The organism is Pseudoflavitalea rhizosphaerae, from assembly GCF_003991355.1.
GTDB lineage: Bacteria > Bacteroidota > Bacteroidia > Chitinophagales > Chitinophagaceae > Pseudobacter > Pseudobacter rhizosphaerae.
In genome coordinates this window covers 237,863-259,974 of record NZ_RCSU01000001.1, presented here as the reverse complement: position 1 = coordinate 259,974, position 22,112 = coordinate 237,863, and the positions used below count along the sequence as shown (strand labels likewise).

The 22,112-nt window shown below is 45.7% G+C and carries 9 protein-coding genes; 7 read left to right on the top strand and 2 right to left on the bottom strand.

The genetic code is table 11. From position 1 onward, the window contains the following. Window positions 1–32 precede the first annotated feature (32 nt). Together D9Y29_RS01000 and D9Y29_RS00995 are read right to left on the bottom strand one after the other, a co-directional pair. Window positions 33–1,145 (bottom strand): alpha/beta hydrolase-fold protein, encoded by a 1,113-nt coding sequence (locus D9Y29_RS01000; RefSeq protein WP_127124570.1) that lies wholly within the window; start codon window positions 1,143–1,145, stop codon window positions 33–35. Window positions 1,146–1,312: 167 nt separating this feature from the next. After that, window positions 1,313–5,440: a hybrid sensor histidine kinase/response regulator transcription factor gene (locus D9Y29_RS00995; protein WP_127124569.1), complete on the bottom strand. Its 4,128-nt coding sequence runs from the start codon at window positions 5,438–5,440 to the stop codon at window positions 1,313–1,315. Between the two features lie 349 nt (window positions 5,441–5,789). On the opposite strand from D9Y29_RS00995, the gene xyl3A reads away from it, so the two are divergent. From xyl3A to D9Y29_RS00960, 7 genes are all read left to right on the top strand, one after another. Further along, window positions 5,790–8,375, top strand: coding sequence for a xylan 1,4-beta-xylosidase (xyl3A, locus tag D9Y29_RS00990; protein ID WP_241237833.1), 2,586 nt, complete (start codon window positions 5,790–5,792; stop codon window positions 8,373–8,375). A gap of 39 nt (window positions 8,376–8,414) precedes the next feature. Next, window positions 8,415–10,835 carry a glycoside hydrolase family 31 protein gene (locus D9Y29_RS00985; RefSeq protein WP_206513678.1) on the top strand — a complete coding sequence of 807 codons (2,421 nt, stop codon included), beginning with the start codon at window positions 8,415–8,417 and terminating at the stop codon, window positions 10,833–10,835. Window positions 10,836–10,928: 93 nt separating this feature from the next. Beyond that, window positions 10,929–12,785: a glycoside hydrolase family 97 protein gene (locus D9Y29_RS00980; RefSeq protein ID WP_241237818.1), complete on the top strand. Its 1,857-nt coding sequence runs from the start codon at window positions 10,929–10,931 to the stop codon at window positions 12,783–12,785. A gap of 35 nt (window positions 12,786–12,820) precedes the next feature. Next, window positions 12,821–15,409, top strand: a complete 2,589-nt coding sequence (locus D9Y29_RS00975) for a glycoside hydrolase family 31 protein (protein ID WP_127124567.1) — start codon at window positions 12,821–12,823, stop codon at window positions 15,407–15,409. 21 nt (window positions 15,410–15,430) lie between these two features. Beyond that, window positions 15,431–16,777: a family 43 glycosylhydrolase gene (locus D9Y29_RS00970; protein WP_127124566.1), complete on the top strand. Its 1,347-nt coding sequence runs from the start codon at window positions 15,431–15,433 to the stop codon at window positions 16,775–16,777. Window positions 16,778–17,094: 317 nt separating this feature from the next. Next, window positions 17,095–20,277: a SusC/RagA family TonB-linked outer membrane protein gene (locus D9Y29_RS00965; RefSeq protein WP_127124565.1), complete on the top strand. Its 3,183-nt coding sequence runs from the start codon at window positions 17,095–17,097 to the stop codon at window positions 20,275–20,277. 11 nt (window positions 20,278–20,288) lie between these two features. Beyond that, entirely contained in the window at window positions 20,289–22,106 is a 1,818-nt protein-coding gene (locus D9Y29_RS00960; RefSeq protein WP_127124564.1) for a RagB/SusD family nutrient uptake outer membrane protein, read from the top strand. Window positions 22,107–22,112 lie beyond the last annotated feature (6 nt).

Sequence of the window (22,112 nt, the reverse complement as noted above, 5' to 3'; positions counted from 1 at the left end):
GATTGTGCATGAAAAGCTACTCTCCTGTATTTTCATTTAAACAATAAGGGAGCCAGTTCACGAAGGCTGCGCCTCCAGGTCAGAAACTCATGCGCAGTATTTTCAGAAACAAATGATACTGCATTGAAGCCGGCCTTTTTAAGTTCAAGCACAGCATTCTTAACGCCATCCGGCCGCTCTTTACTTCCGCAGCTCAGGAATATGAGCTTCACGCCTGATTTATCTTTTATATCAGCAGGTGTATAGGTTCCACCGCTCATCAATGCATAAAAGGAAAAAATCGATGGATTGTTGAGTGTGATAGTACGGGTTTCCATGCCACCCATGGAAAGGCCTGCCATTGCACGATGGGATGATTTGGCAATAGTGCGGAAATTGGCATCGATATAGGGAATCAATTCATCGATCAGTACGGTTTGAAATGGTTCTATTTTAAAACTCCTGATCCCTCCATACCTGACATCGTTGGTCATGCCATACGTCATCACAATAATGAATGGCTCGATCTTTCCTTCAGCGATCAAATTGTCCATGATCAGGTTTGCACGCCCCTGGTTACTCCAGGCAGTTTCATCCTCGCCCCATCCATGCTGGAGGTACAATACGGGATAATTCTTCTTTGATTTACCATCGTATCCCGGAGGTGTGTATACAAAAGCCCTGCGGGATGTATTGGTGCTGGGAGAGGGGAACAGCACCTGTACCACATTTCCGTGCGGTACATTTTTCAGTGAATAGAAATCCTGATCATGTGCAGGGATTTCAATCCCGCTTTCCCAACGAACAGAGCCGTAATAGTTAAGTGCGCCGGGGTCGTTGAATTTTCCACCATCGATCTTTATGTTATAATAATGAAAGCCTTCGTCCAACGGTCCTTCTGTAGTACCCATCCAGGAAGAGTCCGGCATTTGTTTGAGCCGGGTTCCGCCTCTTCCGCCAAGCCCGAGACTCACACTCACGCTGTCTGCATAAGGAGCAATGATCCTGAACCGGGCATAGCCCTGCGAATTTACCTGCGGATATTCCTGTCCGGGCTGATTGAGCACGGAAGGTTTGAAGTCTTCTTTTATCAGTATTGAGCTCGTTTGCGAAAAAACCGCAATGCTCATCAATACCGCAGTGAATAGAATTATCAATGATTTCATAATGGCGTTTTTATAAAGGTCAAAATGACATTTATTATTAAATTTAAAACTATTTTTCAATAATCACAATGGTCCTGTTTGATTTTCTTTCAATGAGGAAATAAGACAGTTCAGTATGAACAGGTGACAGAGAGGGCAGTGCTACCCGTGCAACGCAGTGCTGGCGTTTATTGCCGGCCGTTATCTTCTATGTTGGTTGGGATTTCGTTCTTACTACCGGCTTTCGCTTTCTTAATCTTCGCGATATATTCGGAAGGAAGCATGTCAAACTTCTCTTTAAAGGACCTTGTGAAATAATTGGGTGTTGTAAAGCCAACTTCATAGGCGGTTTCGGAGATAGTCATATTCCGTTTTTCCATTAAAGTGATGGCTTTGTTGAGACGGAAGGACCGGATGTACTCAACCGGCGTCTCGCCGGAAAGTTGCAGCAGCCTGGCATACAGCGTTCCTCTGCTCATACCGATATGTTTACTCAAATTCTCAACGGATAATTGCGGGTTGGTAAGGTTGTTCTCAAGATAATTCACAATCTCTGCCAATAGTTTAGCATCCGGCGATTCCATTTCCACTTCTGGCGATGCAACGCTGATCTGTTTTGAATAAGTGTTTTTCATCGTATCCTTTAAGTGCAACAGGTTCCGGATCTTGGCATTTAAAACTTCCAGGTTGAATGGTTTGGTGATATAATCATTGGCCCCTGTTTCAAGTCCTTTCAACTGCTGTTCCTGGCCCGTCATGGCAGTAAGTAGTATTACCGGGATATGGCATGTTCTCTTATCTGATTTTAATTTATTCACCAGTTCAATGCCATCCATCTCAGGCATGCTGATATCTGTCAGGATCAGCTGTGGATGATTGGATAGCGTTTTTTGCCAGCCATCTTTTCCATTGACTGCTTCCAGTATCTTGTACTGATGGCGAAGATTGTCTTTTAGGTAATCTCTGAAATCCTCATTGTCTTCAACCAGTAACAAAGACGGCTCATGGGAGATATTACTGTTTTCCCGCAATACAGCAGGATCTTCCTGGGGCTTCTCCTCAACGGTTTCTTCGGGTACTGGTGCAGGTAATATACTTGCTGTTTCATAAGCACGTTTGAGCGGTATTTTTACGATAAAGGAACAGCCTTTGCCCGGCTCGCTTTCAACGCGGATCCTGCCATTGTGTAATTCGATGAATTCTTTGGTGATGGATAAGCCGATACCGGAGCCCTGGTTAAGAACGGCGGCGCTGCTCTCATTCTGGAAAAACCGGTCAAAGATCAACTCCTTCTTATCTTCCGGGATACCAATACCGGTGTCGGTCACACTTATCGATACCCATGTGTATTCCGGATCATCAGCGCTTTCGGTTTTTTGAAGATCAACGGTGATGCGACCGCCGGCTAAAGTGAATTTGAATGCATTCGACAATAGATTGAAAAATATCCTTTCCATTTTATCCCTGTCAAAATAGGCGTCCAGCCTGTCTATGCAGGTTTTGAGGGTGAACTGGATATTCTTCCTTTCAGACATATCCCTGAAAGAGTCCGTTACTTCCTTCAAAAAGGAAATGAACTCACCCTTTGATAGCTGGAGTTTCAATTCCTGTTCCTCCAGTTTTCTGAAGTCGAGCAGTTGGTTCACCAGGTTGAGCAGCCTTCTCGCATTCCGCCTTACCATATTGAGCTTCTCCTGTTTTTCCGGTTTGTCTTCTCCGTCTATCAATTGGTCTACAGGCCCCATGATCAGGGAGATGGGCGTCCGGAAATCATGACTAAGATTGGTGAGGAATTTGAGTTTCATCTGCTCCAATTGTCTGGTCCTCTCAATTTCCTGTTGTTCCTGCTCCTGTGCAAACTTCCTTCTTAGCCTGGAGATCCCTCTGTGACGGATGTACAAAAGTGTTCCTCCAATTGCCAGGATGTAAAAAATATAGGCATAAGCGGTTCGCCAGAAAGGAGGTTTCACAAACACTTTTATGGTAGTGTCGGTTGTACTCCAGATCCCATCATTATTAGCGGCTTTCACCCGGAACGTATATTCTCCGGGGTCCAGGTTGGTGTAGGAGGCCGTATTCCCCGGACCGATATAGTTCCAGTCTTTATCGAAGCCATCCAGTTTATAGGCATAACTGTTCTGCCTTGGAATGGTATAATTCAATGCAACGAAACTAAGGGCAAAATTCTGTTTATAATTCAGGTGTATTTCACCGGCAGTGGAAATATGTTCTTTGATGGGAGCATCGTTGCCTGGCGGAACAGATTTGTTGGAGATCCTGAGATCGGTGAGAATAACCCGGGGTACATTCCGGTTTACCTTCAACTGGTTGGGATAAAAATGATTGAAGCCTTCAAGGCCGCCAAAAAAAAGTTCGCCATCACTGAGTTCTAACCCTGCCGCACGTACGAAGTTTGAGTTTTGCAGGCCATTCATATGGGTGAAGTTCCAAAAACTTTCTGTAGCCGTGTCCAGCCTGCTGATGCCGGTATTGGTAGATAACCAGAGTTTTCCGGTACCATCTTCCACTATCTGGTAGATCATGGCATTTTGGAGGCCATCCTTTTCTGTATAAAGTTTGAATTGTTGATTATCCGGGATATAGGCAGCCAGTCCGCTGAAAGTACCGATCCACATTTTTCCTTTTTTGTCGCGGTGCAGGCTTTGTATTTTATTACTCGGTAACAGGCTGTTCTCCTGTGTGTATATTTTCCATTTTCCTGAAGATGTATTGAGTAAAGCAACACCACCGCCATGTGTACCGATCCAGATATTGCCTTCGGCATCTTCCCCGATTGCCCGGATATACCCATTGATGGGCATGAGGCTTTCGCCGTTTCGGGCCAGGGGAGAGTAGCGGGCTATCACACGTGAGCCCTGAACCACAACCACTCCGTCTCCATTTGTACCGATCCAGATATTGCCTTTGCTGTCTTCAAATAAAGAGAAGATATCATTATTGGTAAGGTCATTCACGCCATTGCCTTTCACCAGTTGTTTGCATTCACCTGTTCTCTGGTCCAGGATGATCAAGCCATGTGAATATGTGCCAATATAAAGTTTATCGTTTGTGCTGCGCAGCAATGCGAGAATGGATAGGGAGTTGCCCTCAACATGCTTTAGCGAAAGATTTACGGGATGCGCCTGGTCTTTTTCCCGGTTGAGCTCATACAATCCATTGCCATCGGTACCCAGCAAAACATTCCCGTTTTTATTTTCGGCAAGTGCTGTGAGTACGGCAACATGATTCCTGTTTTCCTGAAAGCAGCTGTTTAGCGTAAGGTTGAAAAGATTCAGGTTTTTATCATACTTGCAAATACCTCCCTGGTAAGTTCCCAGCCAGTAAATGCCCTGCTGATCAATGTAAACGCAGCGTACGCCCTTGCTGCATAAGCTTTGGTGATTGCGAAAATCCTGGGTGAACAGGGAATAGGTATCTTTTTCTATATTGTAAACGTACAAGCCATTGGAGCAGCCTACCCATAAAAGTCCCTCACCATCTGCTGCGATGCTGGTGATTTCCGGGTTGTTCAGGAAGGAGCGGGTAAATCCGGAGCCGTCTGGTTTCAATTTGCACAATCCTGTTGCAGTGCCTACCCAGATATTGCCCCATTTGTCCTCTGTTACTGCTCTTACTCTGTTATCGGGTAAACTGGACGGATCTGTTTTATCGTTTTCATAAACTTTCAGGGTGTTTGTTGTGATAGCATACTGTAACAAACCGTTCTCTGAAGCGATCCACAAGTTTTTTTTGCTGTCTGCGTATACAGCGATGAGCGTTGTGATGATGGGGGTGCCTTTTTCGTCTGTTAATGTATGCTTTGAGATGGACTGGGATTGAGGGTCCATTACGTATAACCCTTCAAACTGGGCAATCCAAATCTTACCCCGGTAGTCGCTGCAAATACTCCTGATCACATCACTGCCAGTGAGTGTGGTGCTGCCGGATTGTACAGGATAATGCAGGAAATGATCTTTTTTCCGGTCGTACAGGCTGAGTCCACCGCCACTGGTGCCAATCCAGAGATTGCCTGAAGGGTCTTCATGTAATGCCAGTACTTCGTTGGTCCGTAAGCTGGTGGAATCGCCGGGCATATACCTGTACACAGTGAAATTGGTACCGTCGAATTTATTCAATCCATCATCGGTGCCGAACCACATGATCCCATATCTGTCTTTCAATATAGTATTCACTGCGTTGGACAGAAGACCGTCCCTCGTGGATAGTGATGTGAATTTTATCTGCCCGGTTTGTGCCTGTGTGTAGGAGCTAATGGCAAAAACAGAGCAAAAAAGTATATAGATAATTTTTCGCATGTTGCAATCGTTTTGGTTTGGCGCAGTTTTCAGCAGTAATGAACAAAATTGCTACTATCCTGAACAAATGGTCTATTTCCTCAATTATCGCTTTTTTATTTTTAATTTCACATAATAAATGTACGAATGACATTTATTATTTCCTTATAAATTTTTGATTGCTTAAAACGCTGCTTCCATGTGGAATGATAACCCATTGATTACAGGAAAGGAACGAACCAATAAGGAACTGCTGCCTGGTCCCTTTCGATTTGTTATATCAGCATCTCCTGTCTGTCTGCTGCGTCCGCTAAAAATAAGACGAAAACAATGTAAGTGCAATAATGGAATTTTTAAATTATTGGCTGCTGTGTTGGCGGTGGGGGCGGCGATCTTTTTCCCGGTCCTGGGCTTTGCCCAACAGCATCCCTGGCAGGACCCGCAACTGCCATCAGCAGAAAGAGCAAAAGATCTTATATCAAAATTGACGCTCGAAGAAAAGGTATCCTTGTTATTTGATCAGTCGCCCGCAATACCCAGGCTGGGCATAAAAAAATTCAACTGGTGGAGCGAGGCATTACATGGGCTGGCCAATAATGATAACGTTACAGTATTTCCGGAGCCTATTGGTATGGCTGCATCATTCAACGATTCGCTGGCATACCTGGTATTCAATGCCACTTCAGATGAAGTGCGTGCAAAATATCATGAGGCAATCAGAAGTGGAAAAGAGAACAGGCGTTTCCTCAGTCTATCTGTCTGGACTCCCAATATCAATATTTTTCGCGATCCCCGCTGGGGCCGCGGCCAGGAAACCTACGGTGAAGATCCTTACCTGACTTCCCGTATGGGCATTGCCGTTGTAAAAGGATTACAGGGACCTGTTGATGCCAAATACAGGAAATTACTTGCCTGCGCAAAGCATTTTGCCGTACACTCAGGTCCGGAATGGAGCAGGCATACACTGAACTTATTTCAAATAAAGCCACGCGATTTGCATGAAACATACCTGCCCGCATTCAGATCATTGGTGATGGATGCTGATGTCCGTCAGGTGATGTGTGCTTACCAGCGGCTGGATGATGAGCCCTGCTGCGGCAACAACCGCCTGCTACAAACTATTCTGAGACGCGACTGGGGATTCAAACATATTGTTGTATCCGACTGCGGGGCCATCACTGATTTTTATACCAGCCATAAAGTATCTTCTGATGCAACGCATGCAGCAGCAAAAGGCGTGCTGGCCGGAACGGATGTGGAATGTGTATGGGAAGGCTATGCTTATAAGAATCTTCCTGAAGCTGTTTCAAGGGGATTGATCAACGAGGCGGAGATCGATAAAAGTCTGTTGCGTGTGCTGACCGGGCGCTTTGATCTGGGAGAAATGGACGAGGACGATCTGGTCCCCTGGGCCGGCATACCCATGGCTGTTGTGAATAACCAGCAGCATAGGGAGATAGCTTTGCAGATGGCCCGGGAATCCATGACCCTTCTGCAAAATAAGAATGAGACCCTTCCCCTGAAAAGATCCGCAAAAAGGATCGCAGTCATCGGGCCCAATGCAGACAATGATCCAATGCTTTGGGGTAATTACAATGGCAAGCCTGTCAGGACCATCAATATCCTGGATGGTATTCGCTCCAAAATGCCGGCCAACAGTGTATTGTACGATAAAGCCTGTGACCTTGTTGAGAACAAAGTGACACAAAGTTTTTTCCCGGATTGCTCTTTCCTGGATAAAAGAGGTTTCAAAGCAACGTACTGGAATAACCGAAACCGGGATGGAGCGCCTGTTATCACAGAACAGGTCACCCATCCTTTGAAACTGACTACTGCAGGCCAGCATGAGTTTGCTTCCGGAGTTCAGCTTGAGAATTTCTCTGCTTTATATGAAACGGAATTTGTGGCGGCGGCCACGGAAGAGATCGTATTTAAGTGTGGAGCTACCGGGTCCATGAAGTTGTTTGTAAACGGCGTTCCGGTCAGTTCCACCAACAACTGGCGGACCTTATTGTCCAGGTATCCTTTCAAAGTTGAAAAAGCGAAAAAATATAAAATAGAAATTCAGTACGCACAGTTGAACAATTGGCAGGCAGACCTGGAATTTGATTTTGGGAGGGAAGTGAATATCGATTTTAATGGCCTGATCAAAAAATTAAATGGTATAGAAACCGTCGTGTTTGTTGGTGGGCTGTCCACTTTGCTGGAAGGAGAGGAAATGCCTGTTTCTTACCCGGGCTTCAAAGGTGGCGACCGTACAGATATTGAATTGCCGGAAGTGCAACGCAATTGCCTGAAAGCTTTGAAAGCAGCCGGAAAGAAAGTTGTTTTTGTCAATTGTTCAGGCTCTGCCATCGGGTTGGTCCCTGAAACCGGCACCTGCGATGCTATCCTGCAAGCCTGGTATGGCGGAGAATCGGGAGGACAAGCCGTAGCAGATGTATTGTTCGGCGATTACAATCCTTCCGGAAAACTGCCGGTCACTTTTTATAAAGACAGTTCTCAGCTGGCGGATTTTGAAGATTACTCCATGAAAGGCAGAACCTATCGCTTCATGTCTGATCCACTTTTTCCATTTGGATTCGGATTGAGCTATACCAGGTTTGTTGTGGGCGAAGCAACCATCAATAAGAATGAGATCCGAAAGGATGAAACAATTGAATTGTCCATTCCTGTCAGCAATACAGGTAAGCGGAACGGTACAGAGATTATTCAGGTGTATATCCGGAAAAAAGGAGATCAGGATGGACCACTGAAAACTTTGCGCGGGTTTAAGCGAGTACCTGTTGCTGCTGGTAAAACCGCCACTGCTCTGATCACGTTTCCATCTGTTGCATTTGAATTCTTTGATGACACACAATTGAAAATGACTGTGATGGCGGGAGATTATGAATTATTGTACGGCAATAGTTCGGCTGATAAAGATCTGAAGAAGGTAAATGTCAGGATCCGTTAAGAAATGAAAAATGTAAAAATGATAATCAACATTTCGATAATGAAACTTAAACCAGTCTTTGCATTGGCAATGTTCCTGTTTTGCATTACCGGTACGAAAGCGCAGAACTGGCAACAAACTGAGTATGGAGTGAAGTCATCCGTTGCGGGCATGAGTATTGAACTTCAGTTTTATAGTCCTTCGATTGTTAGAGTAATTAAGTTTCCTGCAGGAAGATCTTTTGAAAAAGAAAGTTTGTCAGTGACCGGGAAGCCGAAAAAGAACTCCATGAAAGTAACAAGGAATGGACAGTTCCTGAATATCAGGAACGAAAAGATAAGGGTACAGCTACACCTTGTTTCCGGGGCGGTCAGCTACTATTCCAGGGAAGGCGCCCCACTTCTGAAAGAAAAAGAAAATGGCGCCGGGTTTTCTCCATTTGATGATGCCGGCAACAAAACATTCACTGTTCAGCAGTCCTTCGTTCTCGACCACGATGAGGCCATCTATGGTCTAGGGCAGCAGCAACGGGGAAAAATGATCCAACGGAATCTCAGGCTGCATATGGTGCAGGGTAATACTGACGACTATGTTCCTTTTTTTCAGTCTGTAAAAGGATATGGACTGTTCTGGGATAATTATTCTCCTACCCAATTTGCCGATAATCCAGACAGCACTTTGTTCAGGTCAGACGTGGGAGACGGGATCGATTATTATTTTATGTACGGAGGTAATGCGGATGGTGTGATTGCCTGTATGCGTGACCTTACCGGGCAGGCGCCTATGTTCCCTTTGTGGACCTTCGGTTTCTGGCAAAGTAAAGAGCGATATAAAAGTCAGGATGAATTAGTTGGAGTAGTGAAGAAGTACCGTGAACTGGGTGTTCCGCTGGATGGCATCATCCAGGATTGGCAGTACTGGGGTAATAATTATCTCTGGAATGCTATGGATTTCCTGAACCCTGAATTTTACAATCCAAAAAAGATGGTGCGTGATGTTCATAACCTGAATGCACATATGATCATTTCCATCTGGAACTCTTTTGGCCCTCAAACAAAACAATACAAGGAGCTGGAGAAGATACAGGCATTGATGGATTTCAAAACCTGGCCCGAATCCGGTTCAGAGAAATGGCCGCCCAATCAGGAATATCCATCCGGTGTGCGGGTATATGATCCTTTTAATCCTGCAGCTCGTGATATTTATTGGAAATACCTCAATGCAGGTCTGTTTTCCATTGGCATCGATGGGTGGTGGATGGATTCTTCCGAGCCCGATCATCTGCAATCCAAACCAGGCGATCTTAACAACAGGACTTTCCTGGGCTCCTTCCGGAAAGTCCGCAATGCATTTCCATTGATGACGGTAGGGGGCGTATACCAGCATCAGCGGGATATGACTTCCGGTAAACGCGTATTCATTCTTACCCGCTCTGCATTTGCAGGTCAGCAAAGGTATGGCGCCAATACATGGTCGGGGGATGTTTTCGCCTCCTGGAATACATTGAGAAATCAGATATCGGCAGGACTGAACTTTTCTCTTTGCGGCATCCCTTACTGGAACAGTGATATCGGGGGATTCTTCCTGAATGCTTTTCCCCGGAAACTGGATGACCCGGAATACAGGGAATTGTATGTGCGGTGGCTGCAATTTGGGGCATTCTGTCCGATGATGCGGTCGCACGGTGCAGATGCTCCCCGCGAAATATTCCAGTTTGGAAAGAAAGGCGACAAAGCTTTCGATGCCATCGAAAAATTCATCAAACTACGCTACAGTTTATTGCCCTATATCTATTCCTCCTCATGGGAGGTAACGGCTAATCATTCCAGTTTGATGCGTGCCCTGGTGATGGATTTTGCAAAGGATAAAAATGCACTGGATATCAATGATCAGTTCATGTTCGGCAGATCATTGCTGGTAAGTCCGGTTACCCGGCCAATGTATGTGAAGAAAGCTATCGTCGGGACGGATAGCATGCTGGTGGAAGATTTCAGCTCCATTCAGAAGAAAGAAACTTATCTGCCTGCCGGTAGCGAATGGTATGATCTCTGGACAAATGAAAAGTTCTCAGGCGGAAAGAAAGTAGCAAAAGAAACGCCCATCGATATCATACCTGTGTATGTAAGAACCGGTAGCATCCTGCCTGTTGGACCGCCGGTCCAGTATGCCGAAGAAATAAAATGGAATGACCTGGAAATACGGGTGTATCCCGGAGCTGATGGGGATTTTATGCTTTATGAAGATGAAAACGATAACTACAATTATGAAAAAGGGGTCCATTCCACTATCAGCTTCCATTGGAATGATAAGAAAAGGACCCTCACTATCGGCAAGAGGAATGGTTCTTTCCCGGGAATGCTCAATAGCAGGAAGTTCAGACTGGAGCTGATAGGTGCTTCCGCAAAAAGTAAGAATGAGTTGCCTGAAAAAACAGAAAAGGTAATAGAATATTCCGGCAATGAAATTTCTGTAAAACTATAAATGGTGAATTGGCTTAAGCATAATATTAGGGTGATTGTTTCCTGGGTCATAGTGATGGCGTGCATGCAGGTTGCTTCAGCGCAACAGGTAAATATGTCGTCTCCGAACGGTAAGGTGATGGTGTCGCTTCACAAAGGCCAGACCAGCGGCAATAAGAGTTGGTACCTTGCTGTATCGTATAATGATCACGGAAATATTGCTGATGCAATTCCACGGATCGACCTTGGACTGGTGCGTAGTGATCAGGATTTTGCTGAAGAATTACAATTGCTGAAGCCTGGAAAGCCGGCACTCATCACTGAACAATACAATGCAATACATGGAAAGAGATCGGCTCGCAGTAATGCTGCCAACGAAATGACCTTGTACTTTGCAAATAAGAACAGGCACAAATTGAATGTGATCATCCGGGCCTATAATGATGGGTTCGCATTCAGGTATGAGTTTCCGGAAAAGCAGGGATCATTCCAGGTAAAAAAAGAACTGACTGCTTACACTATTCCAATGAATACGCACCGTTGGATGGAAAAATGGAATCCTGCCAATGAAGGATACTACGCCGCTATGAGTGGAAATAAAGTCAGGAAGCAGGAGTGGGGTTACCCGGCGCTTTTCATGACGAGTGACAGCGCCTGCTGGTTCCTCCTGCATGAGGCAGACCTTGACCGAAATTATTGCGGTTCAAAACTCAGCAATGTTATCGATAGTTCGAAGTACGCACTCGCTTTCCCTGATCCGGGTGATGGAAGAGGGCAGGGAGCAAGTTCTCCATCCATCACGCTTCCATGGAAATCGCCATGGCGCTTAGGGATCATCGGTAGTTTGCAGGATATAGTAGCCTCCACCCTGGTTGACGATCTGTCTGCCCCCTCTGTGGTGAAGAATACTGACTGGATCAGGCCCGGCCTGGTATCATGGAACTATTGGTCCAACAATCACGGTACGCAGGATTATAAAACGGTTTGTGCATTCGCAGACCTGGCGGCAGGAATGAACTGGCCATATACATTACTGGATTGGGAATGGGATGTGATGCGCAATGGAGGCAATGTTGAGGATGCTGCAAAATATATTCTTTCAAAAGGAGTGAAGCCGCTCATCTGGTATAACTCGGGAGGCGAACATACCTGGGTTCCTTCAACGCCCAAAGACAGAATGCTTACGCATGAAAATCGTGTAGCGGAGTTTACCAAATTGAAGAGATCAGGATTTGCCGGTATAAAAGTCGACTTCTTCGAAAGTGAAAAACAGGATATGATAAAATATTATCTGGATATCCTGGAAGACGCGGCGCAGTTCAATTTGATGGTCTATTTCCATGGCTGTATCGTGCCGCGCGGATGGGCCCGCACTTACCCCAACCTGATGACCTATGAGGCTGTCCGTGGAGCTGAATGGTATAATAATGGCCCTGATTTTACTACAGCAGCTCCTGAACATAATTCCATACTGCCATTTACAAGGAATGTTGTAGGCTCCATGGATTATACTCCAGTTACTTTCACCAATTCGCAATTCCCGCATATCACTTCGTATGGACATGAGCTGGCGCTGGGGGTATTGTTTGAATCAGCGCTTCAACACCTGGCAGACAGACCGGAAGGATATAATTCATTGCCCGATGCTGCAAGAAATTTTCTCAGGCAATTACCGGCCGCATGGGATGATACGAAATTACTGGGTGGATTTCCGGGGAAGGAAGTCATCATTGCACGCCGTAAAGGAATTGCCTGGTTCATTGGAGGTATCAATGCAGCCTCACGAGAAAAGAAAAAAACGATAAAATTTGATTTCTTACCCAATGGGGTACAATACAAACTGACATTGATCGCCGATGGTAGTCATGATAAAGAGCTAACCACCAGCTACCAGGTAGTGAACAGCGCTGCGTCCGTTGATGTGAACCTGTTGCGAAGAGGTGGATTTGTAGCCTATCTGCATCCGTTGTAAAAAGATCCAGTTGTGCTTCTTTTCAATTATTATTTATGAGAGTGATATTCCTTTTACTGATCGTTTCACTGCCTGCTGCTGTATATACACAGGTAGTGAAAAAGTATACAAAGCAGAAAGACCGTCTTTCCCTTCAGCTTTCAGAAGGGGTAATGAACATTATTCCATTATCTGATAAAGCCGTCAGGGTGCAATGGGAAAAGGATGCAGCGAAAGAAATGAATGAACTGGTGTTTGTAAACAAACAACCGGCTCCTGCGATGAAATTTTCCGAAACTGACACTGACCTGAAACTTGCCACCAGGTTTGTAACTGTCACTATCAACAAGCAATCAGGCGATCTAAATTTTCGCGATGCTTCAGGAAATATATTCCTGAACGAAAAACCAGGAAGCAGAAAGCTGGAGCCAGCCTCAGTTATGGAGCAACCTTGCTATATCGCGGAGCAAAGCTTCATTTCACCGGAGGATGAATTTCTGTTTGGACTTGGACAATTCCAGGATGGTCATTATAACCTGCGTAATATCTCCCGCAAGCTGATCCAGGTGAATACCCAGATTGCTATTCCCTTTCTGCTGTCCAGTAAAAGGTATGGTATTCTCTGGCATCAATATGGTCTTACTTATTTTAATCCAGCCGATCAGTTGGTGCCTCTTACTAAAAAGCTGAAAACTTCTGACACAAATCAGGAAGCAGAAGTTACTACCACTACCGGAACACAGCGGATCAATCAGCAACAATCTGTGCATGAAGGAAAATTCAATATTGAGAAAGACGGGGAGTACATTGTTATGCTGGATCTGGGAAATATGGACAATCGTCACCTCTTGCTGGTAGATGAAAAGCCTTTGATCGATCAGTCGAATCTTTGGCTTCCACCAGCTGTGAGTAAGAAAATATTCCTGAAGGCCGGAGAGCATACCGTTCAGGTGGTTTGCAAATCTTCCAATACACCTGTTCTCTCATGGAAGAAGGCGGAAAACGAAACTGTTTTCCGTTCACCGGAAGCGAAAATGCTGGACTATGTTGTTTTTCATGGAAACAACACCGATGAGATCATTGCGGACTACAGAAATCTGTCGGGAAATGTACCTATGCTTCCATTGTGGGCTTTTGGCTTCTGGCAATGCAGGGAGAGATATACATCCGGCGAGCATTTGGTAAACACAGTGAAGGAATTCAGAAAAAGAAAATTGCCCCTGGATGTGATCGTGCAGGATTGGCAGTACTGGGGTAAATACGGATGGGGTGTGCCGAAATTTGATGAGAACAGCTATCCCGATCCTGGCAGGTTCATTCGGCAATTGCATGAGCTGAATGCACGTTTCTCCATTTCTGTTTGGGAGAACCTCGACAAAAAATCAGAAATAGCGAAAGAGTATATTCAAAAAGACCTTTATATTCCCAATAGTCCCTGGATAGATATTTATAAACCTGAAACTCAGCAAACACATTGGCAGGCACTGAAGAAAAATCTCTTCAGCTATGGTGTGGATAGTTGGTGGATGGATGCCACGGAACCCGAGAATGATGCTTTGACCGGGAAGCAAACATTTTTTGGTCCCGGCAATTTTTATCGTCTCACATATCCTCTTTTTGTCAGCAAAGCTGTTTATGAGGGACAGCGTGGAACTGATCCCGGTAAGCGGGTTACAATCCTTACCAGGTCCGCATTTCCGGGGCAGCAACGATATGGCGCCATCAACTGGTCTGGTGATATCGGATGGGACTGGGATGCGTACAGAAGGCAGATCGCAGCAGGGCTGAATTTTTCTATTACAGGAATGCCATATTGGACAACCGATATCGGAGGATTTTTCCGTCCGGGACAACGTCAGTATACAGATGTGAAATATCATGAGATCCTTACCCGCTGGTTCCAGTGGGGGGCATTCAATCCCGTATTCCGTATTCACGGTTACCAGACTGAAACCGAACCCTGGAAATATGGTGAAACCGTTGAAGAGAATATGAGAAGCATCATGAACCTTCGATATCGCCTGTTACCATATATTTATTCAGAAGCATGGCAGGTAACAAAAAATGGATCTACCATCATGCGCCCCATGCTGATGGATTTCAGTGGTGATACTGTTGCCATCCGGCTGCCTTTTCAATATATGTTCGGCAAATCCATGCTGGTAGCGCCTGTAACGGAACCTGGCGTTACACAATGGAATGTTTATCTCCCGAAAACGGACGGGTGGTACAACTTCCATACAGGCAAGCGTTATAGCGGAGGTCAGACAGTATTGGCCGATGCGCCTCAGCATATCATTCCTGTTTTTGTGAAGGCCGGCTCTATCATTCCACTGGGAAAAGAGATGCAATATACCGGTGAAAAGGCGATGGATACTTTGCAGCTCCGCATTTACAAAGGTGCAAACGGTGAATTTGACCTGTATGAAGATGAAGGCGATGGATACAATTATGAAAAAGGAAAATATACCATTATCCCAATCAGGTGGAATGAGAAGAAGCAACAACTAACAATTGGCGCTATGCAAGGTTCTTTTCCCGGGTATCTGAAAAAGAGGGTTTTCAATATCGTTTGTGCAGAAAAGCCGGAATTGAAAAAAAGTATAGTGTACAATGGAAAAACAATAACAACCTCTCTCAAATGAATCAACTGTAAACTTTGAACTATGCTGAAATATTTTATACAGGCAGGTGTTTGTGTATGGTTCGTCATTTCTGGAATGAGATCAGAAGCGCAGAACCCATTGATCCGTGACCAGTTCAGCGCGGATCCTTCCGCCCGGGTATTCGGTAACAAAGTTTACCTGTTCCCGTCGCATGATATCCTGGCCGGCGAATCCCGCGGAAGGGTGGGGTGGTTTTGTATGGAAGATTACCATGTATTCTCTTCGGAAAACCTTACAGACTGGACTGATCATGGAGTGATCGTTGTACAAAATAAAGTGCCCTGGGTTAAGCCTGACAGTTATAGCATGTGGGCTCCGGATTGCATTGAGAGGAACGGGAAATATTATTTCTATTTCCCATCCACTGCTCGGGATACCAGCCTGGGCCGAGGGTTTACCATTGGAGTGGCCATTGCCTCCAAACCGGAAGGGCCTTATGCTCCTTTACCTGAACCTGTCAAAAATGTGCGGGGCATCGATCCGAATGTGTTTATCGATAAAGACGGACAGGCCTATCTGTACTGGTCACAGGGAAATATTTATGGCGCCAAACTAAAAGACAATATGGTGGAGCTTGCTTCGGCGCCGGTGATTTTACAGCATTTGCCGGAAAAAGGATTGAAAGAAGGGCCATACCTCTTTGAAAGGAACGGGATCTATTACATGACCTACCCGCATGTTGAGAATAAGATCGAGCGATTAGAATATGCAACAGGCGATCATCCACTGGGGCCCTTCAAAAAAACGGGCGTCCTTATGGATGAGTCTGCCACCGGCTGCTGGACCAACCACCATTCGGTTATCCGCTTCAAAGATCAATGGTATCTTTTCTATCATCATAATGATTATTCTCCTTCATTTGATAAGGCGAGATCGGTGAGGGCAGACAGTCTTTTTTTCAATCCGGACGGCACCATACAAAAAGTGAATCCTACTTACAGGGGTATTGGGATTACCGGGGCCCGTTCAAAGATCCAGGTGGACCGTTACTCGCGGATCAGTAATAGCGGTGTGTCCATCGATTTTCTTGATACTGCCAGCAGGTTCTCCGGATGGAAAGTAGTGTTTGATGCGGCCGACGCCTGGGTGCAATATAACAGTGTTGATTTTGGGAAACAATCATTGCGCTGGGCCCGGGTCCGGGCCCTGGCGCCGGAAGGCGGAACATTACAAATACGTATACAGGACGCTGCAGGACCACTGCTGGCAGAGCTGCCGCTTGTTGCGGACAATCAATGGCAATCCGTAAAGCTGCCTTTGACGAAATACAAGCCCGGGGTGCAGCATTTATTTGTGGTATCGAAGGATAAAAGTCGCGTAGCGGTGGATTGGGTTGATTTTGAATAACCAAAAATGTTCCGATTGAACATTTGTGCCATAAGTAAACACAAATAAGCGCACCTTTCCCTTATTACGGGACTAATTTTATGGAGGTAGGTGATACCAGTTCCGCGATTTCAAGGGTATCAGCCGCTAACGATATCAAAGCCAAAACTTCATTAAACCAATTAACTACTGCCATATGAAAAAAGTTACCTGAACATTACTTCACGTCGTTTTTTAATCTCCACTTCACATTTATTGCGAAGCTCAAGACATTCCCTGCCTGCCGGGCCATAGCTCCCCGGACGGATGGAACCCTATTTAATTTCTTAAACTACGATATGAAAAATTTTCGACGAGACCATTTGTTGCGCAGGTCTTGCTTTACACCCAACGGCCTGTTGGGCATGCTGGTTTTACTCCTGATATCGCTTCCCGCCCTGGCGGGTGGTCCGGATAACAGGTTTTATAAAACAGGGCCTGGTACTGATGCTGCCAATGATCGTTATTCGCTGATCATAACGGGAAAAATAACTGACGATAAAGGTACGCCTGTGGGTGAGGTAACTATACATGAAAAAGGCACCAATAATAATACGATGTCAAAAGCAGATGGCAGTTTCTCCATCACAGTTGCCAATGAAAAATCTGTGCTGGTGTTTACGCATGTTAGTTATGCACGTCAGGAATTGGTTGTTGAAGGGAAGCGAAATATCCTGGTCAGCATGATACCCATTACTTCGGCAATGGACAGTACTATTGTGGTGGGTTATGGCAAACAAAAAAAGCAAAGCCTGGTAGGCGCCATATCACAGGTAAAAGGTGAAACACTGCAAAGGACCGGTGGTGTATCCAGCCTGGGCGCTGCATTAACAGGAAACCTGCCAGGCGTTATCACTGTTGCAACGCAGGGAACGCCGGGCGCAGAAGACCCGAGGATCTATATCCGCGGACAGAGTACCTGGAATAATAGTGACCCGCTGGTGCTGGTAGACGGAATTGAACGTCCGATGAACAGCGTGGACATTGGCTCTGTAGAAACGATCTCTGTTTTGAAAGATGCTTCCGCCACGGCGGTATTTGGTGTGAAGGGCGCCAATGGCGTTATCCTGATCACTACAAAACGGGGAAGAGAAGGCAAAGCTGAGATCCGTTTTACCGGAAATATGACCATGAAGATCCCTTCCAAGCTGGCAAGCAAACACGACGCTTATGATGCTATCAAAATTCGCGATCTGGCCATTGAAAGGGAGTTGGGCATTTCTCCATCCTCGTGGTTCAGTTATGTGCCCCATGCCGAGCTGGAAAAATACAGGAATCCGGCAAACCAGGAGGAAAGGGAAAGATATCCGAATATAGATTGGCAGGACCAGTTGATCAAAAATCATGTAATGTCTTATAATGGCAGCCTGAACATTGCGGGTGGTTCTCCGAACGTAAAATATTTCTCTTCGATCGATCTCCTGCATGAAGGTGATATCATCAAAAAGATCGATAATGGTAAAACCTATAAGCCCGGTTATGGATTTGATCGCGTGAATGCTCGCACCAACCTGGATTTCAATCTTACCAAAACCACTTTGCTCTCGGCCAATCTGGCCGGCTCTTATGGCGTGAAGCAGGATGCGTATGGACAGGACAGTTGGGAATACCGTATCTGGCAAAGTATCTATAACAATGCTCCCAACCTTTATTATCCACGATATTCAGATGGCGGATGGGGATACTTCCCACTGGAAACGGTATCTACCATCAACTCGCTGGCCGTAATGGGTAATAATGGAATTCGAAAAACCACCACAACACGGATCACCACTGATTTTACGCTGAGGCAGGACCTTAGTGCGATCCTGAAAGGGCTGGCCGCCAAAGGAACACTTTCATTCGACAATTCATTCGTGTCACAGGGCGGGATCTATGACAATGGAAATATCCAGGAAGAGTACATAGACCCTGTGACCGGTGAAAAAAAATACAGCCGGTACCTGGGTACAAATCAGTTCGACTGGATCCCTCCACGCTGGAATCCAAATGTGGATGCAGTGTTAAACGGTTCTTCCTACCGCAAATTATTTTACCAGCTGCAGATAGACTATGCAAGGAGGTTTGGTATGCACGATATTACTGCCATGGGATTGTTCAGCCGTGACAAGTATGCAACCGGTAGTGAGTTTGAGCATTTCCGCGAGGACTGGGTGAGCAGGGTGACCTATAATTTCGATCAAAGGTATTTCGCCGAATTCAATGGCGCCTATAACGGTTCTGAAAAATTCGGACCGGAGTACCGTTTCGCTTTCTTCCCTTCTGCTGCTGTAGGCTGGATGATCAGTAATGAGAAATTCATGCAGAACCTGGTATTCCTGAATTCATTGAAACTTCGTGCATCTTACGGACAGGTAGGGAACGATAACGTGAATGGCCGTTGGCTGTATATGACCAACTGGACCTATGGGCGTAATACGCCCCTGGGCTCATCTGCAGGCCAGAACAGTCCTTATACCTGGTGGTCTGAAGCACAAGCCAGTGTAGGTAATCCGGATATCCATTGGGAGAAAGTGACCAAGGCAAATTTTGGATTGGACTATACATTATGGAATGGCCTGGTGTCCGGTACCGTTGAAGTGTTCAATGATTATCGTACAGATATCCTGTTGGCAGGATCGTCCCGTTCTGTGCCTTCTTATTTCGGGGTTCAGCCGGCCACGGCCAATTTGGGAAAAGTGAGAAACAAAGGTTATGAGATTGAACTTCGTCTTAATAAATCCTTGAACAGGGACCTGAGAGTATGGGCGAATTTCGCAATGACCCACGCAAAAGACAAGATCATTGAAGCGGAAGATGCGCAACTGCTGGATGATTACCAGAAAAGGGCCGGAAAGCCTATCGGTCAGGCATATTCGTACGTGAGCAGTGGCTATTACAACAACTGGAACGAAGTGTATGGAAGTACACGCCTCAATACCTACGACAATCAGAAACTGCCGGGTAACCTCAATATGATCGACTATAACGGTGATGGTGTGATCGATAATAAAGATGTTGTTCCCACCGGATACCCTGAGAGACCGCAAAACACCTACAATGCTACCATTGGTGTTGAGTGGAAAGGGTTCAGCGCTTTTGTGCAGTTCTACGGAGTGAACAATATCAACCGTTACCTGCAATTGGTGAGCTTCTCCGGACAGTACCATTACGACAATGTTTATAAGCAGGGCGCATACTGGACAAAGGACAATCCCAATGCTGATGTTCCTATGCCCAGGTATGCCAGTGTAATGCCATACTATGGAACCACCTACCTGTACGATGGTTCTTACCTGCGATTGAAAAATGCCGAGATCGCTTATACATTCAAGTTAGCCCAGCTAAAGAATATCGGAATCAATGCATTCCGGCTTTACATCAACGGGGATAATCTCCTTTTGTGGACAAAAATGCCAGATGATCGCGAAGTGAGTATGGGGGCAGCTACAGCCTATCCAACCATCAGACGTATCAACCTGGGTTGCAACATAACCTTTTAAAAGCCTGTTTTATGAAAAGGTATCAGAATATTATCATTGCCAGCTTTATCTTTCTGGCGCTAACGGGGATGGTTGGTTGTACGCGTTATCTTGACAGGGCTCCTGCAGCAGATGTATCTCCAACCGACGCCTTCATCAATTTTACAAATTTCCAGGGCTTCACTGAAGAGCTTTATTCCCTGGTTCCTGAATATACAAGTAAGACCTGGGCCTGTGACTGGATCCTGGGCGATGAGATCATCCATAAGACCGGCGTTACCTGGTTGAATGAGCAACTGGACAATGGTGACTCCTGGTGTTGGACCACGGGTGAATGGATCTCATGGCTGGATGCTCCCAGGTATGTTGCCGACCCGGCAACCGGGCATGGAAAGGGCCTGTGGCCAAATTCCTGGTATGGGATCCATAAAGCCAATTTAGGATTGGCCAATATGGATAAACTTAACGGTACGCAGGAGGAGAAAGACCTGATCAAAGGACAATTATTATTTTTCAGAGGCTGGTACCATTTTGAATTGATGACCTATTGGGGTGGACTTCCTTTCATCGATACAGTATTATCGCCCAGTGCAAAACTTGAGTTGCCGCGCCTGACTTATCATGCCATGGCAGATCGTGTGGCGGCAGATTTCAGAGAAGCAGCCAATCTTTTACCAGTCAACTGGGATAACACGGAAGCAGGTAAGGCTACGCTGGGCAAGAATCAGCTTCGTCTAACCAAAACCGCTGCCCTGGGGTATCTTGGCAAGAATTATTTGTATGCCGGTAGCCCGCTGATGAATCGTTCATCCACCGGCAATGCAGGTTTTGATGTGAACTATTGCATGAAAGCGGCAGAGGCATTTGCGGAATTACTGAAGCTGGTTGATAATGGTGAGACCTGGGTAAGACTGATCGAATTTTCCAAATACAGTAATCTTTTCTACACCAATGGCGGAAGTTTCATTCCCGGATATCCTGAAGCTATTTTTCAGAATCCGGTATACAGCGCCTGGTTTACCGGTTGTCCCTGGGGGCCGAGTTCCATATTTGCCGAAGGAAATATCGGTGGCGGTTATGCATCCCCGAATGCAAGGTTTGTGGAGAATTATGGCATGGCGAATGGTTTACCAATTGATGATCCAATGTCAGGTTATGATCCGGCCAATCCCTGGGTGAACCGTGATCCGCGCTTTTATCATGATATCGTGATAGACAGGGACCAGGTCATCAAAGGGTCTGCGCCGGCCGATAAAGAAAAATTCCGTTATACCAATCTGGCAAATAACGGGCACAGTCGTGATAACTCCGCTATCGGACGCACAGGATATCTTCTCCGGAAGCTCACTCCGATGACAGCCAACAATATCGATAATTTCCCCAATAACCATATGCAGCTGGCCTATATGCGTCTCGCTGATGTATACCTGATGTACGCAGAAGCAGTATTGCAGGGATACGGTTCTGCAACAAGCAATGGTCCCAATTATATCACTGCTGAAGCAGCCTTCAACAAAGTGAGGGACCGCTGCGGCGCCGGAAGGGTTGATGCAAAATTTGTTGCGGACAAAGAGAAATTCATGGGAGAGATCATTCGTGAACGCGCGATGGAACTTGGGTTTGAAGAGGAATTCCGTTACAACGATCTGCGCAGATGGCTGCTTGCTGACCAATTGAAGTACAGGGAAAAAACTGCCATTGAATTTGATCGCGATATCAACGGCAATCCGATAAATATAAGGGAGAAAATACTGGTAACACGCAAATTCGAGGATAAGAATTACTGGTTGCCTCTGAAGGTAAACGATGTGAACCTGTATCTCTCCTTTCCTCAGAACCCCGGCTATTAATTGCGT

What these genes read in the sequence shown, in the direction of transcription:
- D9Y29_RS00985 (WP_206513678.1), top strand. Translation starts at nt 8,415, where the DNA reads ATGAAACTTAAACCAGTCTTTGCATTGGCAATGTTCCTGTTTTGCATT.
- D9Y29_RS01000 (WP_127124570.1), bottom strand. Translation starts at nt 1,145, where the DNA reads ATGAAATCATTGATAATTCTATTCACTGCGGTATTGATGAGCATTGCG.
- D9Y29_RS00960 (WP_127124564.1), top strand. Translation starts at nt 20,289, where the DNA reads ATGAAAAGGTATCAGAATATTATCATTGCCAGCTTTATCTTTCTGGCG.
- D9Y29_RS00970 (WP_127124566.1), top strand. Translation starts at nt 15,431, where the DNA reads ATGCTGAAATATTTTATACAGGCAGGTGTTTGTGTATGGTTCGTCATT.
- D9Y29_RS00965 (WP_127124565.1), top strand. Translation starts at nt 17,095, where the DNA reads ATGAAAAATTTTCGACGAGACCATTTGTTGCGCAGGTCTTGCTTTACA.
- D9Y29_RS00975 (WP_127124567.1), top strand. Translation starts at nt 12,821, where the DNA reads ATGAGAGTGATATTCCTTTTACTGATCGTTTCACTGCCTGCTGCTGTA.
- D9Y29_RS00980 (WP_241237818.1), top strand. Translation starts at nt 10,929, where the DNA reads ATGTCGTCTCCGAACGGTAAGGTGATGGTGTCGCTTCACAAAGGCCAG.
- D9Y29_RS00995 (WP_127124569.1), bottom strand. Translation starts at nt 5,440, where the DNA reads ATGCGAAAAATTATCTATATACTTTTTTGCTCTGTTTTTGCCATTAGC.